This is a genomic window from Ruegeria sp. BF12, assembly GCF_056538705.1.
In genome coordinates this window covers 112455-132829 of sequence record NZ_JBQFTP010000013.1, presented here as the reverse complement: position 1 = coordinate 132829, position 20375 = coordinate 112455, and the positions used below count along the sequence as shown (strand labels likewise).

The 20375-nt window shown below is 57.2% G+C and carries 12 protein-coding genes; 8 read left to right on the top strand and 4 right to left on the bottom strand.

What is annotated here, in order from left to right; translation table 11 throughout:
* Positions 1-87: 87 nt before the first annotated feature.
* The 3 genes from ACR0J0_RS18650 to ACR0J0_RS18640 all read right to left on the bottom strand — a co-directional run bounded on the left by ACR0J0_RS18650 (position 88) and on the right by ACR0J0_RS18640 (position 2640).
* A complete protein-coding gene (locus ACR0J0_RS18650) occupies positions 88-1248 on the bottom strand; it encodes a nucleotide sugar dehydrogenase (RefSeq protein ID WP_480665529.1) in 1161 nt (386 codons plus the stop codon).
* A gap of 239 nt (positions 1249-1487) precedes the next feature.
* Complete coding sequence (locus ACR0J0_RS18645; RefSeq protein ID WP_480665528.1) at positions 1488-1991, bottom strand: hypothetical protein; 504 nt, start codon at positions 1989-1991, stop codon at positions 1488-1490.
* Between the two features lie 418 nt (positions 1992-2409).
* Positions 2410-2640, bottom strand: coding sequence for a hypothetical protein (locus ACR0J0_RS18640; RefSeq protein WP_480665527.1), 231 nt, complete (start codon positions 2638-2640; stop codon positions 2410-2412).
* Positions 2641-3596: 956 nt separating this feature from the next.
* Here ACR0J0_RS18640 and ACR0J0_RS18635 point away from each other — a divergent pair.
* The 8 genes from ACR0J0_RS18635 (at position 3597) to ACR0J0_RS18600 (ending at position 16469) form a co-directional block, all read left to right on the top strand.
* Positions 3597-4568, top strand: coding sequence for an alpha/beta hydrolase (locus ACR0J0_RS18635; RefSeq protein WP_480665526.1), 972 nt, complete (start codon positions 3597-3599; stop codon positions 4566-4568).
* Between the two features lie 184 nt (positions 4569-4752).
* Positions 4753-6333, top strand: a complete 1581-nt coding sequence (locus ACR0J0_RS18630; protein WP_480665525.1) for an ABC transporter substrate-binding protein — start codon at positions 4753-4755, stop codon at positions 6331-6333.
* Positions 6334-6505: 172 nt separating this feature from the next.
* Positions 6506-8071 carry an ABC transporter substrate-binding protein gene (locus ACR0J0_RS18625; protein ID WP_480665524.1) on the top strand — a complete coding sequence of 522 codons (1566 nt, stop codon included), beginning with the start codon at positions 6506-6508 and terminating at the stop codon, positions 8069-8071.
* Positions 8072-8243: 172 nt separating this feature from the next.
* Positions 8244-9221, top strand: coding sequence for an ABC transporter permease (locus ACR0J0_RS18620; protein WP_480665523.1), 978 nt, complete (start codon positions 8244-8246; stop codon positions 9219-9221).
* Entirely contained in the window at positions 9218-10168 is a 951-nt protein-coding gene (locus ACR0J0_RS18615; protein WP_480665522.1) for an ABC transporter permease, read from the top strand. The genes ACR0J0_RS18620 and ACR0J0_RS18615 overlap by 4 nt, the downstream gene beginning before the upstream one ends.
* A 4-nt stretch (positions 10169-10172) precedes the next feature.
* Complete coding sequence (locus ACR0J0_RS18610; protein ID WP_480665521.1) at positions 10173-11882, top strand: ABC transporter ATP-binding protein; 1710 nt, start codon at positions 10173-10175, stop codon at positions 11880-11882.
* A gap of 132 nt (positions 11883-12014) precedes the next feature.
* Positions 12015-15293 (top strand): adenylate/guanylate cyclase domain-containing protein, encoded by a 3279-nt coding sequence (locus tag ACR0J0_RS18605; protein WP_480665520.1) that lies wholly within the window; start codon positions 12015-12017, stop codon positions 15291-15293.
* Positions 15294-16469 (top strand): hypothetical protein, encoded by a 1176-nt coding sequence (locus tag ACR0J0_RS18600; RefSeq protein ID WP_480665519.1) that lies wholly within the window; start codon positions 15294-15296, stop codon positions 16467-16469.
* On the opposite strand, the gene ACR0J0_RS18595 is transcribed toward ACR0J0_RS18600, so the two are convergent.
* Positions 16448-20089: a flavoprotein gene (locus ACR0J0_RS18595; protein WP_480665518.1), complete on the bottom strand. Its 3642-nt coding sequence runs from the start codon at positions 20087-20089 to the stop codon at positions 16448-16450. The genes ACR0J0_RS18600 and ACR0J0_RS18595 overlap by 22 nt on opposite strands.
* Between the last annotated feature and the right edge of the window lie 286 nt (positions 20090-20375).

The following is a 20375-nucleotide window of genomic DNA, read 5'->3' as shown; positions in this document are numbered from 1 at the left end:
GCGATAAACTGATAAAAAGCACCGCCAGATACCAAAGGCGGTGCGCAATCAAACCACTTGAAACTACGCCGCAGCACACAACCGCAATTAGTCAGCGCCAAACAAATCGCGCGTGAATACCTTAGATACAACATCCTCAAGGTCAGGGTGAAATCGGTTCGCAACTATCACGTCAGCTTCGTCCTTGAACGCATCCAGATCCTGCACAACACGCGAGCGATAAAATTCTCCGTCCTCCAGTGTCGGTTCATAGACGATGACCTCGACGCCTTTGGCTTTCAGGCGTTTCATGATGCCCTGAATCGACGATTGGCGGAAATTGTCGCTGCCGGCTTTCATGACCAACCGGTGAATACCCACCACGCGTGGCCCTCTCATCAATATCTGATCGGCTAGAAAGTCTTTCCGTGTCCGGTTGGCGTCCACGATCGCGCGGATAAGGTTTTGCGGGACATGGTTGTAATTGGCCAAAAGTTGTTTGGTATCCTTGGGCAGGCAATAGCCGCCATACCCGAAAGACGGATTGTTGTAATGCTCGCCAATGCGAGGATCCAATGAGACGCCTTCGATAATCTGGCGCGTGTTCATGCCGCCGGCCATCGCATAGCTGTCCAATTCGTTAAAGAAAGCCACCCGCATAGCCAGGTAGGTATTGGCGAATAGCTTGATCGCTTCGGCTTCGTCAGGGTCGGTGAACAGGACCTGGGCATCCTTGGTTTCCGCACCTTCAAGCAACAGGTCGGCAAATACCCGTGCCCGTTCGGAACGCTCACCAACGATAATGCGAGACGGATGCAAGTTGTCATAAAGCGCGTTTCCCTCGCGCAGGAATTCCGGAGAAAACAAAAATTGCTCACTGTTCAATTCAGCCCGCAGGGACTGGACGTAACCCACAGGGATGGTCGATTTAATAACGATTGTGGCATCCTGGTTGACCGCGCTTACCTGCCGGATCACGTCCTCGACACTGGATGTATCGAAGTAGTTGGACCTGGGATCATAGTTTGTAGGTGTCGCCACGACGACGAATTCAGCGTCTTCATACGCTGGTTCGGTTGTCGCCCTGAGCGAGAGGTTTCGGCTTGAAAGAAAATCTTGCAGTTCGGCGTCGACAATCGGGCATTGGCCAGAATTGACCATTTGAACGCGGTCCGACGAAATGTCTATCGCCGTGACATCATGATTCTGCGCCAACAAAACCGAATTGGACAGGCCGACATAGCCCAGGCCTGCAACCGCAATTTTCATTCTTCTGCCCTCGCACTTGAAAAGCGGTAAGCAACCCGCCTCTTAAATATCTTGGGGTGTATATAGTGGTATCTCCGCCTCGCACACAACTTTCGGGGACAAGTTCCACGATTTGGAGGGTACGGGACAGAAAACACTGCCCGTCCGGAGTTCGAACTATGCTCTTTCTGTAACGTCAATGTTCTGTGCGCGGTATGGATTTCTGTGTAACCCGGTAAACACCGCGCGCGCCTCTCCAACTAGTCTTCAGCGCTTGGGCAGGAGGAGGCAGCCCGGCGACCCGCCGGCAGAACAAGCCGAGCACCCTGACGGTAAAGCGACTTTGCAAACCCTGCGCTGTCGGTTGCCACGGTGACGCTGAACTTCGAGGTGGCGAGAGCTGGTACGTCCTCATGCGTGTTTTGAAACAGCGTGCTTTGCGGGAACACCACACCACAGGCCGGGGCTTCGTCAATCAGAGGGGCGACAACTGCCAGAGTGGCCAGCTTCCCCAGAATCAACAGCGGCGGGGCAAACGGGACCGATCTGTTAGTCGTGAATATGCTCCAGCCGCAGCCCTCCAATTCCCCCAGTCGCTGCATAAGATTTGCAACGTCCACCATGATCGGGTGGCGATAGTTGCCGAACCGTTGCTTTTGCGCACTGAAGATCGCGCCGTCGACCGAGGGCTGATCCGAGATCGCCGTAAAAAGAACATCATCACCCCCGGCCATTTCCACAACATCCGCACCGTCGAGGGCCATCTGTACAAGCAAATACGTGAGCGTGCTGTATCGGGCGAATTAAGTTCAACTAGCCATTTGTTAGAGCCTGTTTTTCGAGTGTTGGAATAGCCTGTAAGATCTTCTGCGGTCGCCCCCGTCAGGATCATGCGCAACGTCAACCCATCCGAGCCAACTTGCTCCTCGGCCTGCTCGATCACTCCGGCATAAGCATCCTTCACCGCGTATTCGCGACCAAGCGCAGCCTGTCTTTCGTTGTCCCGCGGTGTGTCGCCAAAGTGGTCGCGCAGGCTTTGGGCATCTTCGGCAACAGGCCATTTATGTTGCGGAACTTTCTGTAGTAGCGCGGCATATTCGGCGCCTTGTTGCGCCGACAGATTACCCAGTTGCGGACGCTGCGGCCCGCGCACCCGGCCCATACCGCTACGCGGCCCAATGCCTAGTGAGGCAGGTTCGCAAAAATCCTGCAATGGGACAGATCAAATCTTGCGGATCGGTTGATAAAGAAACCCAGATCCAGATACCCACGGCCAGTGAAGAACCCGAAAATACCGTCACCCAAATAGGCCAGCGCGAGCAGGGTCAGGAACGTGCGAGCAGCTCGGTGCGATATCAGCCCTGCAATTAACGCCCAAAACGCCGAGGCCACATGCAGCGCGACGAAACACACGAAGCAGAGTGTTTTGTAGTTTGGCTAGAGGCGCCATAATAACTGCCCCAAAGTATATTTGTCAGCACAAACTGCGGTTCTAGCTGGTGTTCGGCCAGCGCAAACTCGGTAGCTCGAGGACATGTCGAAGTCAGTTACTTCGGCGTCACGTGTGGACGGTCGCGCAAGTAGTATGCGCCGCCAATCTCGACGATCCGGTCGATCAGCGCCCGCGCCATGCCGGCTTCGCCGCGTTGGGCCTGCCATAGGCCATCGTCCCAGCTGGATCGTCGATCGCTGCCTTAAAGGCGCCGGCAAACGTCACGGCGTCTATTACGTCAAAGGTAGGCGACAACCGAGTGTTAGTGACCATCTTGACCTCAAGATCGACGATTATTCCGACAAGACCGTATCCGCCCATGGTAAGGTTGAAGAGATCGGCGTTTTTTGCTGGCTGAACAAGTGACAACACTACCCGAGGGCAAGATCATGCACAGGGATCGAAGGGTTGAGCCCATCGGCCCAATGGGCACGGCCAACCCTGGGCGTTGGTCGAACAAGTGGCGGCGACGCCAAAGTCGAAGTTGGACCGCATCACTTTCGGCGACCATCCCGAAGGGTCAAGAGCCGAAATCATCTGCAAGCAGCGCGGCCCTTCTGGTGAATGTCTTCACGAGCCCGCCTCTTGGAAGTTCCAGCCTGAAACATTTTTTGCATTATCGTCAGCGCGCCCAGAAAAGCCGATGGGCTTTTAATCTGCGGGATATGTCCAAAGCCTTGCAAGACCACAGGCTGCGCATCAGGCGCCAAAGCAGTCAGGCGCTTGGCCTCATTGGTTGTTGGACCGGCGATCATTTGAAGGCCATGGAAATCCTGACTTGTATAGAGTTTTGAAAGGCGCGGCAGCCCAATGCCAAAGCTGACAGCCGTAGGTTGGCTTGCTAGGCTCTGTTTATCCTGATTACGAGGGTTTTTTTATGCTTTTTATCACAAACAGATTCCCGACCCAAAGTATTCGCACCCGTAAAGGGCGCCGCTTTACCTTTGACCTGGATAACAACGCCCCGTCCAACTCGGTCTTTTACTGCGAAAAGGGCGAGGCCGAACATAATACCGAAATCACCAGCAAGGAGTTGCTGCGGCGGGTTCGTGACAGCCAGCGCCGTCAGGTCCTGCTGTATCTCCATGGCTTTAACAATTTGCCCGACGATGTGTTCGAAACGACGGCCGAACTTCAGCGCCTGTGCGATCAGGCCAAGCCCGACGAAATCTTGGTGTTGCCACTGATCTGGCCCAGCGACAACAAGCAGGGGATCGTGCAGAAATACTGGGACGATCAGAAGTCCGCGGATCAGAGCGGGTTCTCATTTGCCCGCGTGTTGGAACGGTTTCTGGAATGGCGCAACAGCGAGGACAACGAGCCTGAAATTGCACCCTGCCTAAAACGGATCAATCTGCTGGCGCATTCAATGGGCAACAGGGTGTTGCGACAGACGCTGATCGAGTGGAACAGATATGATCTGGCCTCAGGTGTACCGCTGTTGTTTCGCAACACCTTCATGGTCGCGGCCGATGTCGTCAATGAAAGCGTGCATGAACAGGAGCCCGGCGTTCTGATCAGCCACGCCTCTCGCAATGTGGTCGTGTATTTTGCGTCGGACGATCTGGCGCTGCGGGCCAGCAAGGCTGCAAATCTCAAGAACAAGATCGCTTCGCGCCGCCTGGGTCACACCGGCCCGGAAAACATTGATCGAACACCCCGCAATGTGTTTCAGGTGGACTGTGACGACGTGAACACTCTGTACGACACACCGACCGGACATAAGTACTTTGGTCCCAAGTCACCCGGAGGTGAAGCCGGGCTGGTGTTCCGGCACATCTTTCAATGTGTGCAATCCGGCCGTGTGTTTCCGGATGATCCGCATCAACGGTCAGTTATTTTGGGCTGACAGCGGGATTGCCCAAACGCTAGTCCGCACTGGCTTACGGTCTGTCAAATTTGATCGGATTTTCGGTCAGGTCACAATCTGGTGTTGCAACTGACAAAATGATCTGGATGATCAGCACCATCAAGACCGTAGAAAACGGTCTGCCGTTCCTGAAACGGTACAAACGAAAACCGGGGAGATTATAATGATCCTGAAGAACCTGATGATTGCCGCCAGTGCAACCGCATTGATGGCGGCAGGCGCATCGGCTGAAACGCTGCGTTGGGCACGTGCCGGAGACTCGCTGACGCTGGACCCGCACGCTCAGAACGAAGGCCCGACTTCGGCGCTGGCCCACCAGATCATGGAAACGCTTGTCATGCGTGACCATTCCGGTGCTCTGGTGCCGTCGCTGGCCACTGAATGGGCACCTTCCGAGGAAAACCCGAATATCTGGGTTTTCAAGCTGCGCGAAGGCGTCACTTTCCATGACGGTGCTGAGTTCGACAGCGAAGACGTCGTTTTCTCGCTGAACCGCGCGATGACACCAGATTCCGATTACAAGGAACTGCTGGCTTCTGTGAAAGAGGTGCGTGCGACGGACAAATACACCGTCGAGATCGAAACCGATGGTCCGAACCCGATCATGCCCAACAACCTGACCAACATGTTCATGATGGACAAAGCCTGGGCCGAGGCGAACAACGCCGTCAAGGTGCAGGACTATGAAGGCGGCGAAGACACATTCGCAGCCAAGAACGCCAACGGCACCGGCCCCTACAAGCTAGTCAGCCGCGAACCGGATGTAAAAACGGTTCTGGCCGCAAACGAGAACTACTGGGGCGCGGGCGAGTTCCCGATGCAGGTGACCGAGATCGTCTATACGCCGATCCAGAACGCAGCGACCCGCGTCGCAGCCCTGCTGTCGGGTGAGGTGGACTTTATCCAGGACGTTCCTGTGCAAGACCTTGAGCGTGTTGCCGGTACCGACGGTCTGGACGTGCGCACTGCACCGCAGAACCGCGTGATCTTCTTCGGCATGAACATGGGTGATGCGGATCTGACCTCGGACAACGTCGACGGCAAGAATCCTCTGTCCGACGTGCGCGTGCGTCAGGCGATGTCGATGGCGATCAACCGCGATGCGATCAAGCAGGTTGTTATGCGTGGCCAGTCCGAGCCTGCGGGCATGATCGCTCCGCCATTTGTGAACGGCTGGGACGAAGCGATGGACAGCTCGTCTACCACCGACATCGAAAAAGCCAAGGCGTTGATGGCCGAAGCAGGTTATCCGGATGGCTTCTCGCTGACGCTGAACTGCCCGAACGACCGCTACATCAATGATGAAGCGATCTGTCAGGCGGCGGTTGGCATGCTGGCGCAAATCGGCGTGACGGTGAATCTGGACGCGAAACCCAAGGCGCAGCACTTCCCACTGATCAACAACCTGGAGACCGACTTCTACATGCTGGGTTGGGGTGTTCCGACATATGACTCGGAATACATCTTCAACTTCCTGGCGCACACCAAGGGCGAGAAGTACGGTTCGTGGAACGGCACGCGCTACAGCAACCCGGAACTGGATGCGAAAATCCAGGGACTGGCGTCCGAGACCAACCTGCCCGAGCGTGACAAGCAGATTGCCGAAATCTGGCAGGTCGTTCAGGATGAGCAGCTTTACATCCCGATCCATCACCAGGTTCTGAACTGGGGCATGAAGTCGAATGTCGGCACCGTGGTTGAGCCGGAAGATTCGCCGAAGATCAAATACTTCACTATGAACTAAGACAATCACGATAATGATTTGGCAGGGCGCGGTTTTCGCGCCCTGTTTTGTTTTGGACGCTCAATCCCCGATCCGTCAGACTGAGCCCGGAGTTGATGGTTGCCGTCTGAGATTTCCTTGCGCCTTTGCCAAAAACCTAGAACACTCAGGCAATAAACAGGGAGACTTCGCGATGATCCTCAGGAACAGTGCCATTGGCCTGGCTATGCTGGCTGCCACCGGTGTCCATGCCGCAGATTTCAAATGGGCCTCGACCACCGACCCGCAAACCATGGACCCGCACGCGGTCAACTCGGCCCCGGTTCTGGGGTTCCTCAACAATGTCTACGAAGGCCTGGTTCGCCGCGATAAGGACATGAGCGTCCAACCCGCTTTGGCGGTCAGCTGGGAGCCGATCGGTGAAGGCGAAGGATGGCGGTTCAAGCTGCGCGAAGGAGTGACCTTTCACGACGGCAGCACCTTTGACGCGCAGGATGTTCTGTTCAGTTATCAACGTGCCTCTGGTGAGGCCGCAGATACACGCAGTTGGTTTGCGCCTGTTAGCGACGTGATCGTGGTCGACGACTATACCGTCGATTTCATGATGACCGCACCGAACCCGCTGTTTCCGTCGTCTATTGCAAACTGGATGATCATGGACCAGGGCTGGACCGAGGCGAATGATGCTGCCGTTCCGGACAAAGAGGCCGGAAACTATGCGACCATCAATGCCAATGGCACCGGCGCATTCAAGGTCACCGCGCGTGAGCCGGGTCTGAAAACCGTGCTGGAACCGCATGAAGATTGGTGGGGCGAGGTCGAACACAATATCACCCGGGCTGAATTCAACCCGATTCAGAACCCGGCGACCGCCGTGGCAGCGCTGTTGTCGGGCGACGTGGACATGATCAACCCGGTGCCAATCCAGGACGTCGCGCGCCTCAAGGAAAACGGCGATGTCGAGGTCATTCAGGGGATCGAGGCCCGCGTGATCATGCTGGGCTTTGATCATCAGGCCGAGACGCTGAAGTATACCGACGATGCAGGTCAGCCCAACCCGTTCCGCGATCCACGCGTGCGCAAAGCCGTGGCGCAGGCCGTAAATGTGGATGCAATTCTGGCCACCATCATGCGCGGTAATGCCGAGGCGGCATCGCAATTGGTGAGCCCAGCCATGAGCGGCTATTCATCGGCCCATGCTGAGCGCCCCGCCTTTGACGTCGAGGGTGCAAAAGCGCTTTTGGCCGAGGCGGGATATGCGGACGGGTTCTCGTTCGGATTGAAATGCCCCAACGACCGCTATCTGAATGACGAAGCTGTCTGTCAGGCTGTCGTCAGCATGCTGGCCCAGATCGGGATCACGGCGGAGCTGGAAGCGATGCCCGTGCGCAACTACTGGCCGGAACTGCGCGAGGACAACTATGACATGTACCTGCTGGGTTGGAGCCCGGGTACCTTTGACGCCGAGCACCCCGTTCGGTTCCTTGTTGCAACTCCGAACGAAGAAAAAAAACTGGGAAGCTGGAACTTTGGTGGTTTCTCGAACGCGCGTGTGGACGAGCTGCTGCCAGCCATCCAATCCGAGCTGGACCAGACCAAACGTCAGGCCATGCTGGATGAGGTGGCCAAGATCATTCAGGACGAGCAGGTCTATGTGCCGATGTACGTGCAACCTCTGGTCTGGGGCACACGCAGCAACATCGAGCTGACGCAGCGCCCCGATAACTTCTTCCTGCTGCGCTGGGTGACGGTGAACTGAAGTCGCTTAAACGTGGGATTGGCGCGGTCCGGCTTGGCAGCGCCAATCTGCGCCGCACAGCGTGCACAACCAATAACGCAAGGAAAAAGGATCGCTATGATACCATCCGTTAGCGATACCTTGACCATTTGGTTAACCCATGCATAGAGAAGTGGATCAATGGGGAAAGTGAATGTTCGCATATATCGTCCGAAGGATGTTCCAATCCGTGATCGTACTGCTGGTCGTGGGTCTGGTTGCATTTTCTATGTTCCGGTTTGTTGGCGACCCGATCGACAACATGCTGGGTCAGGAGCGTACGCAAGCCGATATCGACCGGCTGCGGACTGAGCTGGGGCTGGATCAGCCATTTCCGGTTCAGTACTACAAGTTCCTGAAAGGGGCCGTGCAAGGCAATTTTGGTGTGTCTTACCGTCAGGGACGACCGGTCTCGACCATCATCGCCGAGCGCGCGCCCGCGACGTTGGAACTGGCCTTTGTCTCGGGCTTTCTGGCCATCACCCTGGGGATCGCTCTGGGCGTGTTCACCGCCATCCGACGACAAGGGATCGCTGCGAATGTCATCATGACCGTGTCCCTGATCGGGGTATCCCTACCCACATTCCTGATCGGGATCTTACTGATCTACATCTTCTCGGTTGAACTAGACCTCCTACCCAGCTTTGGGAGGGGCGAGACCGTTATGATTGGCGGCTGGTCCACCGGCTTCCTGACGGCTTCGGGCCTCAAGGCGCTGATCCTGCCCGCGATCACGCTGGGTCTGTATCAGATGACGCTGATCATGCGCCTTGTCCGGTCGGAAATGCTTGAGGTGATGCGTGCCGATTATGTCCGCTTTGCCCGCGCCCGCGGGTTGTCGGATCGGGTGATCAACTTCCGCCACGCGCTGAAAAACACTCTGGTTCCCGTTATCACGATCACCGGATTGCAGCTGGGCTCGATCATCGCTTTCGCCATCATCACCGAGACGGTGTTCCAGTGGCCGGGTGTCGGTCTGCTGTTCATCAACGCGATCCAATTCGTCGATATCCCCGTCATGGCTGCTTATCTGATGCTGATTTCGGTCATGTTCGTTACGATCAACCTGATCGTGGATCTTCTTTACTATGCCATTGACCCGCGCCTGCGTGTCGACGCGAGGGCCACATGACCGATACTATCGAAACCCCCAAAGCCCCCGCCAAGTCGCGCTTTGCCAAATTCTGGGACAGCGACTTTGCATGGTCCTTCCGGCATTCACCGGTTGCCATGATCGCCTCGCTGGTGGTGCTGATCCTTGTTCTGGCGGCGATTTTCGCGCCCGTTCTGGCTCCGTATAACCCGTTCGACCCTGGGTCTCTGAACCTGATGAACGGCTTTACACCGCCGGGAACGCCCAACGCCTTTACGCAAGAGACCTTCCTGCTGGGCACAGACGATCAGGGGCGCGATGTGCTCTCGACCATCTTGTATGGCATGCGCATCTCGTTGTTCGTGGGCGTGTCGGCTGTGCTTCTCGCGATGATCATCGGCGTGGTTCTGGGTCTGATCGCCGCCTATTTTGGTGGTTGGATCGAGACGCTGATCATGCGGATTGCGGATGTACAGCTGACCTTCCCGGCAATTCTGGTGGCGATGCTGATCTTTGGTATCGCCAAGGGTGTGACACCCCCGGAATACCGGAACGAGATGGCGATTTATGTTCTGATCATCGCGATCGCGTTGTCCGACTGGGTGCAGTTCGCCCGGGTCGTGCGCGGTGCCGCGCTGGTGGAAAAGAACAAAGAATACGTTCAGGCCGCACGCCTGATCGGAAGGGGTTCCTTCCCGATCATGTTCCGCCACATCCTGCCCAACGTCCTCAGCCCGGTTCTGGTGATCGCCACGATCTCGCTGGCGCTGGCGATTATAGCCGAGGCAACGCTCAGCTTTCTGGGTGTGGGGGCGCCTCCGACGCAACCGTCGCTGGGGACACTGATCCGCATCGGGCAGGGTTTCCTATTCTCGGGTGAGTGGTGGATCCTGTTCTTCCCGGCCTGCACCCTTCTGGCGTTGGCCCTTTCGGTCAACCTGCTGGGCGACTGGCTGCGCGATGCGCTGAACCCCAAGCTGCGGTGATTACATGAGCCTTCTGACGATCAATGACCTGACGGTCGAATTCCCGACGCGCCGCCAACTGTTCACCGCCGTGGACCATGTGGACCTGTCCGTTGAGCCGGGTGAAATCCACGGTCTGGTGGGTGAATCCGGTGCGGGTAAATCCACCATCGGTGCAGCTATCATGGGTCTGCTGGACCGGCCCGGCCGGATAGCAAGCGGCACCATCAAGCTGAGCGGCGACCAGATCAGCGGTCTGGACGCCGACGCGATGCGCAGCCTGCGCGGCAAGAAGATCTCGATGATCTTTCAGGATCCGCTGACCTCGCTGAACCCGTTGTTCACTGTGCGCGAGCAACTGGTTGAGACGATCCAGGCCCATTTGGGTGGAACCGATGCTGAGGCGAACCAACGCGCGCGCGATCTGATCGACAGGGTTGGTATCCCGGATCCGGACACGCGACTGGATCAGTACCCGCACCAGTTCTCGGGCGGGATGCGGCAGCGTGTTGTGATCGCGCTGGCACTGTGCACCGAACCGGATGTGATCATCGCGGACGAACCGACAACGGCGCTGGACGTGTCCGTTCAGGCGCAGATTCTGGACCTGATCAAGGAACTGGCGCAGGAGCGTCAGGTTGGCGTTATCCTGATCACCCACGATATGGGTGTGATCGCGGATACGACGGACAAGGTGACGGTAATGTATGCGGGCAAGGTGGTTGAAACCGGCCCGACCTCGCAAGTGATGGGCCAGCCCAGCCACGAATACACCAAGTCACTGATCGCCGCTGTGCCGCGCCCGACGCTGAAACTGCACCGTTTTCCACAGATCAGCTATGGCGGGCGTGAAACCCGTTTCGCGATCGAAGACATGGCGCGCCACTGGCCAAAAGTGGACAATGACGCCAGCAAACCGGTGTTCGAAATCCGCAACCTGACCAAGAAGTTCCTGCAGCGCAAAGGTCTGCTGCCGTGGGATCGCGCCTATTTCACTGCCGTTGACGACGTGAGCTTCGACATCCGTGCAGGTGAAGTATTCGGTGTTGTAGGCGAGTCCGGCTCGGGCAAGTCGACCGTCGCACGGATGATCGCGGGGCTGTATCCCGTTGACGGCGGCACGATCTCGTTTCAGGGACAGGTGGTCAGCGACCTGACAAACAAGGCCGCGCTGGATGCCTATCGTAAAAACATCCAGATGATCTTCCAGGACCCGTATTCGTCGCTGAACCCTCGTATGCGGGTGGACGATATCGTGGCCGAGCCGATCCGCCATCACAAACTGATGGACGGGGCTGACATCAAGCGCCGTGTCGACGAATTGCTGGATCAGGTCGGTCTGGGCCACGAGGCCGGGCTGAAATATCCACACGAGTTCTCCGGCGGTCAGCGGCAGCGGATTTCTATTGCCCGCGCATTGGCGACACAGCCGCGCTTCCTGATCTGTGATGAGCCGACCAGTGCGCTGGACGTGTCCATTCAGGCGCAGATCCTGAACATCCTGAAAGATTTGCAGGAACATCTGGGCCTGACCTTGCTGTTCATCAGCCACGACCTGCCGGTGGTGCGTCAGATGTGCGACCGGGTGGCCGTGATGAAACAGGGCAAGGTGGTCGAACTGCAAGAGACCAACGCGCTGTTTGCCAACCCGCAAACCGAATATGCGGCGGAACTGCTGCGGCTGATGCCGAAACTGGACGATCTGTCGACCGACGGATTGGAGGCCGAGGCCTGAAATTATTAGCCCGATTGCCCGCCAAACGGGCAATTGGGTGTGCATAAACATTAAAATATTCAAACTTTGCAGACTCATGCGGGTCTGTTGTGCTACGTCTGTCTTTGGAGTTGGGGACTTCAGAGGGGCGAAATGTCTCAGGACCTTAGGGACTGGCTAAGCGCACTTGGATTATCTGACTACGCGCAAGCCTTTTTGGATAACAAAATTGATTTTGGAATTTTGCCCGATCTGACGGGTGAAGATCTGACCGAAATCGGAGTAACTGCCGTCGGCGACCGCCGAAGGTTGCTGCGCGCGATTGCCGAGCTTGAGGCGGTCGAAACCGTTCAGCCCTATGAACCGGACGCGCCGCTGGAGCCTGCGAAACGGCAGGTGACCGTCATGTTTGCCGACCTGACGGGGTTCACTCGTTTGACCAGCGAGTTGGATGCCGAGGACATGCATGCGCTGCTCAACGCTTTCTTCGCCAAGGTGGACCACGTGGTCGAGAAATACGGCGGTCGAATCGACAAGCATATCGGCGATGCTGTCATGGCGGTTTTTGGCGCGCCTATTTCGCATACAAACGATACCGAAAGGGCCGCGCGGGCCGCTCTGGAAATCCACGCAATCTTGCCCAGCCTGAACCCTCCGCTGTCCTGCCATATCGGGATTGCCTCGGGACAAGTTATCGCCAGCACGACGGGCAGTCAGGCGCATACGGAATACACCGTAACCGGTGACGGTGTGAATCTGGCCTCGCGCATTACCGAGATGGCAGTACCGGGCGAAACTTTGGTGTCACATGACATTCAGCGTGCGTTAGGGCCGCTTTTTGTCGGTGAGTCCATGGGCGAAAAGGCAATCAAGGGGCTGAATGACCCGGTCGAGCTATGGCGGCTGGACCGTATGGCGCGTAACATCCGGTCGCGCCGGCATCGCTTTGTAGGCCGCGAACGCGAACTGTCCTTGTTCTCGGCGACCTTCGACCGGTGCCAGCGGCATGGTAAGGGCGAAGTCCACATCATTCTGGGCGAACCCGGCATCGGCAAGACGCACCTGTCCGAACAAGTGGCCGAGCTGGCCGACAGCCTGTCTTACTCGATCCACAATGGCGTCGTTATGGATTTCGGCGCGCGCGAGGGGCACTCGGCCATCCAATCGGTGACGCGCAGTATCCTGGGACTGGAACGGTCGGATAACCCCACAATGAGCGCCGCAGCGGCGGAGGACGCAATCAGAAAGGGTTGGGTCTCGCCAGCCAACGCTACGCATTTGAACGCCTTGCTGGAGTTGGAGCAGGACCCCGGTTTGGCCGAGGTCTATGCGGTGATGGACAACGCAACCCGTTTGCGGGGGCGGCGTCAGGTCATTGACGAGTTGATCGCAGCCCGCAGTGACGAGGCGCCGTTGCTGATCCAGATCGAAGACATCCACTGGGCCGCACCAGAGATCCTGACGTCCTGCGCGCATATCGCGGCGATGACGCGTGATCTGCCTTGTGTTCTGATGATGACCAGCCGGGTGGAAGGCGATCCGATCAACCGCGAATGGCAATCGGCCACAGATGGGGCGCTGATTTCCAAACTGGAACTGGCACCGATGGGGGATGAACAGGCCCGCAAGCTGGTCGAGGAATTCACCGGGATTGATCCCGAGCTTCTGGATACCTGCGTGAAACGCGCGGGGGGTAATCCGTTGTTTCTGGAACAGCTGCTGCGCAATATCGACGTGCTGAAACAGGAATCCGTTCCGGGCAGCATTCAGGGCATTGTTCAGTCACGTCTGGACTCGTTGGATCGGGCCAGTCGGGCGGCGATTCAGGCGGCGTCGGTCCTTGGACAAAGGTTCTCGCCCGAGGTTCTGAACTTTGTTTTGGGTGAGGGGCATCTGGACACCTCGACCCTGATCCGCTCGGCCCTGATCCGTGAGGCTGGGGCAGATCTGATGTTTGCGCATGCTCTGATCCGCGATGGGTCATATGCAACGCTGGTGAAATCCGAACGCGCGCGATTGCACCGTCAGGCGGCGAAATGGTTCGAAGAACGCGATGCCACACTGCGGGCGCAACATCTGGACCGTGCGGGCGCGACCAATGCGGCCCAAGCCTATCTGGAGGCTGCCGACAAATTGATCCTGGCCTTCCAATTTGACGACGCGAGCCCGCTGATCGAACGGGCGCTGGAGCTGCCCGCGCCCGCCGGCGTGCGCTTTGATCTGCTCTGCGCCCGAGGTGAAACGCACCGGTTGCAAGGCTTGTCGGATGAAGCGTTACGCGAGTTCAAGGAAGCCGCCGAACTGGCCGACACGAACGAGCAGGTTTGCAGGGCGCATATCGGGTTGGCGCAGGCCGCGCGCCAGGCCAGTCTCTATCAGGAAGCGCTGGAAAGCCTTGACATCGCCGAGGCCGCCGCCGAGCGCTGTGGATCCGACCGAGACATCGCGCAGATCAACTATGTACGCGGCAACGTGTATTTCCCATTGGGGCAGGTCCAGAAAGCGCTGGAGAGCAATGAAAAGGCTCTAACACTGGCTAGAATGCTGGAATCGGCACGCCTGGAGGTCGGGGCGCTGAGCGGATTTGGCGATGCCAATTTCATGAACGCCACGATGCAGACGGCAACGGTTTTCTACACACAGGCAGTCGAACGGGCGCGGGAAAAGGGTTTGGTTCGCGATCTGGCCGCGAACCTGCACAATCTGAGCGTGGCGCGCAGCTATACGGGGGATGTGGCACAGGGCAAGGTGGACGCGCAGGAAGCCATCGAGGTGTCTCAGAAATATTTTGCCTTTGTTCCGGAATGTGTGGCGCAGACCTGTCTGGGTGTGGCGCATACCTTTCTGGGGGAACTGGATCAGGCGCTGGACGCCTTTACGCTCTCGGCAGAAATCGCGAACCGCGTTGGCGCCAAACGGCTTGAGGCGCAGGCGTTGGAGCATCTGGCCCGCACACAGGTTTATGTCGGACAACTGGAGCAGGCGCGGGAAACTGGGCGCCGCGCGGTGGAAATCGCCCTTGAGCACGGGCGAAACTTCGTAGGGCCCAAGGCGTTGTCGGCGCTTGCCATGGCGGAAGAAGATGCCGAAGCGCAGGTCCGCCACCTCAAGCTTGGCGAAGAGATCATCGCCGAAGGCTGTGTCGGCCACAGCCATCTGCACTTCTACACGGATGCCAGCGCCGTTATGCTGGCGCGACAGGAATGGGATGAAGCCACGCGCTATGCGGATGCACTGGCGGCGTTCACCGCGGATGAACCCCTTCCGATGGTTGATCTGTCGATACAACAGGCTCGAACACTGGCCGAATGTGGGGCCTGGGGCATTCCGCTGGCAGCGCATGAGGGGTTTGAAGAATTAAATTCCAGGTTTCAGGACCTCGACATCACACAGTCGCTGATCGGGCGGCTGGACTGGCAGGCGAGGAGCTGAATGAGCATCGAAAAGAAAGTCTGGCTGATTTCGGGTGTCGTCACACTGGGTCTGACCATTCTTCTGATCAAACTCTGGAGCGACCTGAACCATTTCGAAGAAGACCCGACACAACTGCCGGATCAGACCGCGGTCGATGCGTATCTACAGGAGTTGCCCCGCGTTCCGGCGTATCAGGTCAGAACGGGTATCTTCATCAAATCCTTCAGCTTCACCGGGGCCAGCGATGTCCACATCAGCGGTTACATCTGGCAACATTACGAAGACGGTGTGCATGACGCCATAAAGCCGGACGAAGGGGAAGTGGGGTTCATTCTGCCCGAAGCCGCGGACGCGGCGAACGGTCTGATCGACGAGGCCTATCGGATAGATCAGGACGGTTCCGAATTGATCGGCTGGTACTTTGAACAGACCCTACGTCAGTCCTTTGACTACACCAGCTATCCGTTCGACCACAAAACCGTCTGGGTTCGGTTCTGGCCGGGTCAGTTTGAGATTGATGTGGCTCTAATACCGGACTTTTCGGCCTATCCGGCCACTGGGCCGAACGACATTTTTGGCATCGACAACCGCATCGTCATGGGTACATGGGACCGCGAAAACACCTATTTCGATTATCGCCAGTCCGATCTGGATACCACCCTGGGCATAGGTCAGAATGAATATCAGACCAACCTGCCCGAGCTGCACTATAATTTTGTCATCAAGCGGAACTTTGCGAACGCTTTCATCGTCCACATGATCCCGCTGATCGTGGTGACGATGCTGCTGTTCGGGGCTGTCATGACCGTGACGCGCCGACCCAATCTGGTGGAACGGCACGATTTCAGCACCTCGACCGTCATCGGCACCTGCTCGGTCCTGTTCTTCGTGATACTGCTGGCGCACGTACAGCTGCGCGAGGGGTTTGCCGGATCACCGGTGATTTACATGGAGTCGTTCTTTTTCCTGATGTACTTCCTGCTGCTGGCCGTGTCGGTGAACACCTATTTCTTTGCCGCCGAGGCCGTGCCGTCCTTGTGGTTCATCCACTACAAGGACAACCTGCTCCCCAAGGCCGCGTTCTGGCCTTTTGTCCTTTTGTGCATGGTGATCATCACGGCCTACAACCTCAGCCTCAAGGAAGACCCCGAGGATGAGGTTGCGATACAGCGTCACGACGAGGCAGGCGGTTGAAATCCAGGCTTGGGTGTGCCTGTTGCCATGTCCAGTGTGTATTCCGCAACAATCCCCGAGGTACCCTGCTCCCATTGATCCAGATATTTGGTGGGATGCGCGATCACATAGGCATAGGCGGGCTTTTTCACACCGTTGATCATCACATTGATTCGCTTGCGGACATAGACGTTCTCGGGCGATCCGGGGCCATGGTAGCCTTCCAGCTTATCCAGTTCTTTCAGCCCCGATGACGTTACCCGATACACCTCTCCACGGATCGGTTTACCTCGCCCTTTCTGATCAATCAGCGTGGCCATTCGGTGCAGGTAGCCACAGTTCGGATTGTCGCAATGCGGCTCATGCGGCACGACCAGCGGCATCCGCTGCCGGGTTACGGCTTCACCCACAAAGTCGTCCAGAACTTCGGCATGGGCCTCGTGGTTTGGAAAGCCTTTCTTCAGCGAGCCGTAAGTGAAGTAGAGATAAGTACGTTCTCGGTCTTCGAGCAGACAAGTTTCATCCTCTTCCTCAAGTTCCGTCAGTGTGTGCGTGTCGGCCCAGTCTTCTAACATCGTCAGTATCTCTTCCGAGACGTTGGCTTCTCTGACGTCCTTGGCGTTTTGGGGGTTCAGCAGGAAATGGATGCACGCGCTCGCGTCGATCCCATCGGCGCCAAGCAGGGTTTTGACCATGTCGACCGAGTTGTTCATCACCGCCACATGCAGGCTGGTAAAGCCGTGATCATTGGTGGCGTTGACGTTGATGCCCCGCTTTATCAGCTCTTGCGCCGCCGCCAGATCGGGTTTCCCGAGGTTCTTGCCGTTCTCATGTACCTCGCCTTCACCGCCTGCCGCGTAGTGGAGCAGCGTGTCTCCGTTCTGATCGTCCACGATGTCGATCCCGGCCATTCCATTGTCGATTGCTTCAAACACGCGGCTCCATTGTGCGAACTCGTCCGACGCGGCGGCCTCTTGCGCCCATTTGCAGATGTTGTGTTCCTGATCGGCCAGTTCTTCGAAGGCCTCTTCCAGAACGTCCATGATCTGATCCGGGGTCGCCATCATGCCGATCCCCATCATGCCGTTTGACAGCCGCCCCTTGCGCGGCCCCACAAGGTCAACGCCAAGGTCCCGCAACTTTTCGACATTCCGCTGGGTGGTGACGTTGTTCCACATGTTGGTGTTGCACGCCGGGCAGAGGATCGCGGGCTTGTTCCGGTACTGCCACGCGACAAAGACCGAGGTCAGCAGGTTGTCGGCAATTCCGTTGGCGATCTTGCCCATCGTGTTGCAGGTCACCGGCGCGACGATCACGCAATCGGCCCAGTCACAGAGGGCAAGATGCGAGGCGCGTAGGGGCATTCCGAACTGGGTATAACGGAAATTCCATTCGTCATCGTCGCGGTAATAGTCGTTGTGCGAGATGTAATCCTCGACCTTCTCGGGCTCATAACCGCGTTCGATCTCAACACCCTTCTCAATCTCGATATCGCGAAAGAACTTCTCGGCCGAAACTGACGGGATGAGTTTCACGTTGTGGCCAGCTGCGGTGATCTTCTTCACCAGTTGCGGCACCTTGTCTGCGGCAGAGGACCCGCAGGCGCACAGAAGGACATTGCGCTTTTCGCAGGGCGCATCTGTCAATCCACCCTTCGGATAGCCAAAGATGTTCTTGTCCAGGCTCGGGGACTCGTGGCGCAGCAAGACCGGCAATCCGGCCTCTTTTACGTCCTTTTGAAACTGACCTTTTAGGATTCTGTCGACAATGTCTTGTCTCCTGCCCAGGCACTCACCCTGGAAAAACAGATACGGGACGGTTTCCTTGCCGGTCATCGAAATCAGTTGCCGCCGCATTTTCATGACATTGGCCCCGTGTCCCTCGACATCGATCAATTTGATCTCGGTGATGCCGATATTGGCCAGGATACTCCGCAACATGTAGGACCACGGGTCTTCGTCCGCATAGAACAACACGAGGGGATGCTTTTTGGTAATGCGGACCACGTCGCTGGGGTCTTCGGGTGGTTCCTGTTCTTCGATGACCAAAAGCGCGGGGTCTTTCAGATCGCGAAGACCGCGGAAGATATGCCCGCGCGGCGCCTGCCAGACCTGCGAGGTTGCCGGGCTCATGTCGACGACGGTCACCAACTCAGTCTCGTCATCATAGGCGATGCAAAGACACCAGAACTCCTCAAGCAGGGCCGTTTCCCGATATGCATTCGCCGGGGGACGAATGACTTTGGACCCCAGAACCTTGTTGAAGTCGATGTTGATCATCAGGTGGCGGCCATCATGTTCATTCAGGCTGTGCAACTGATCGCGGAACCAGTCTTCGGGCGCTTGGACGCTTTTGTCCGGACGCTCGTCAAAACTGCGGAAAGCGCTGCCCAGATCGACGTCCGGTTCCTGAATAAGATACCGCTGCGCCATCGCGTGCATTTCCCTGGCTGTGGAGACGCGGCTGAGCGCATCTGTCAGATCAACCTGCGTCGCCATTAGCAACTTGTCTTCGTCGACGTTGTCATCGCCAAGAATGGCAAGGCTTTCGGCAAGAACGCCCATCGAGTTCATATTTGGGCTGGCACGCCGGAACAGATTGCGCCTCTTTTTGGGGTCCTTGGCCAGATAGAGCGTGCTGTCGACATAGTTGCAATCTTGTTGTAGCGTTTGCAGGTGGGTTTTGACCGCCTCCCGCGCCGAGAACCGCAGGATGCCCCGCGATCGCATCGAGGTTCCGTCGCGATCGGACATCCCGGCCCACAGGCGATCGATGGTGGTGACCCACAGCTTGCCGTATTTCTCAGGGTGGACATCCATCATATGCACCAGACCCGTGCTGGGATTGCACTTTGCGATGATCGCAAAATGACCGCCTGGCATGTTGTCTTTGCCATGCGCCACGCCAACCTGGAAATTCGCGACGAGGATGTCGTTGTCCCCTCCCAGCCGGTTAGATTCGTCGATTGCCTCAAGCAACAGGTCTACGGATGTCGTAGTCTCATCCATGAAATACGCCTGCACCTGAACGACATCGCGCAGTCCCTGCGAGTGGATGAAGGTGCAGGCGACGTCGAAAAGCTCACCCAGCGAAATCCCGTCATTGACCACAAACGACGTCGGCAGACCGCATTCGCGGAAGATGTCGTTGACCTCGCAACTGAAGCCAAGCGCCGACATGCTGAGCGCCGCCGCAGTCACGCTGCAGCAATTGATCGGTTGCTGAAAGTTCTGCATGTGAACACTGACCAGATCGCCGAACAGCGTGTCGTAACAGGCTTCTCTGAGCTTTTTCGGGATCTCCGACCAGCGGCTTCTGGAGAGGTAGGCCAGCCGGGTGCCGGGTGTTGCAAGCGCCTCGAGGCTGACGGGTATGTCATAGATTTCCAGATGTTCTTCGTAAAAATAATCCCCGGTATCTGCGGTTGCCAGAACGGTTTCATTCTGCCGCAACTGGACCACGCCACCAAGAACGACAAACATGCCCTTCGAAGGCAGTACCGTTTCTTCGGAGACTTCAAAAAACTCGAAATGTGTTTGGATAAGCGAAGGGTCCCCTGCCGGCAGCACCTCGATTATCAGTTTCAGGTCTTCCTGGGTTGGGTCGAATGGAATTGAGCTATCAATTGGATCTTTAGGCACGCCTTGTCCCCCCTCTGAGCTTCGCCGTGAAAGTCGTCAAAGAACCAACGCTGAAACTTGTTTCTGGTGTCAGGCACCCACCGGTCAATCAGAATAACAAGACCGGCCCGACGTGAACTCATGCGCTGGGCGGGTCGATTGTCTGCAGCAATTTGTGCGAACAATACGGCCCAATTCACTGCAGCGTATAATATTTGAATATAAAAATCACTGGCGTTGTTGATTTGTCCAACCGAGTTGCAACCAAGGGTTGGTCGGGTATCCTATCGATTTGGCGAATGCGGCG

What these genes read in the sequence shown, in the direction of transcription:
- ACR0J0_RS18620 (WP_480665523.1), top strand. Translation starts at nt 8,244, where the DNA reads ATGTTCGCATATATCGTCCGAAGGATGTTCCAATCCGTGATCGTACTG.
- ACR0J0_RS18600 (WP_480665519.1), top strand. Translation starts at nt 15,294, where the DNA reads ATGAGCATCGAAAAGAAAGTCTGGCTGATTTCGGGTGTCGTCACACTG.
- ACR0J0_RS18630 (WP_480665525.1), top strand. Translation starts at nt 4,753, where the DNA reads ATGATCCTGAAGAACCTGATGATTGCCGCCAGTGCAACCGCATTGATG.
- ACR0J0_RS18605 (WP_480665520.1), top strand. Translation starts at nt 12,015, where the DNA reads ATGTCTCAGGACCTTAGGGACTGGCTAAGCGCACTTGGATTATCTGAC.
- ACR0J0_RS18610 (WP_480665521.1), top strand. Translation starts at nt 10,173, where the DNA reads ATGAGCCTTCTGACGATCAATGACCTGACGGTCGAATTCCCGACGCGC.
- ACR0J0_RS18615 (WP_480665522.1), top strand. Translation starts at nt 9,218, where the DNA reads ATGACCGATACTATCGAAACCCCCAAAGCCCCCGCCAAGTCGCGCTTT.
- ACR0J0_RS18650 (WP_480665529.1), bottom strand. Translation starts at nt 1,248, where the DNA reads ATGAAAATTGCGGTTGCAGGCCTGGGCTATGTCGGCCTGTCCAATTCG.
- ACR0J0_RS18635 (WP_480665526.1), top strand. Translation starts at nt 3,597, where the DNA reads ATGCTTTTTATCACAAACAGATTCCCGACCCAAAGTATTCGCACCCGT.
- ACR0J0_RS18625 (WP_480665524.1), top strand. Translation starts at nt 6,506, where the DNA reads ATGATCCTCAGGAACAGTGCCATTGGCCTGGCTATGCTGGCTGCCACC.
- ACR0J0_RS18645 (WP_480665528.1), bottom strand. Translation starts at nt 1,991, where the DNA reads ATGGCCCTCGACGGTGCGGATGTTGTGGAAATGGCCGGGGGTGATGAT.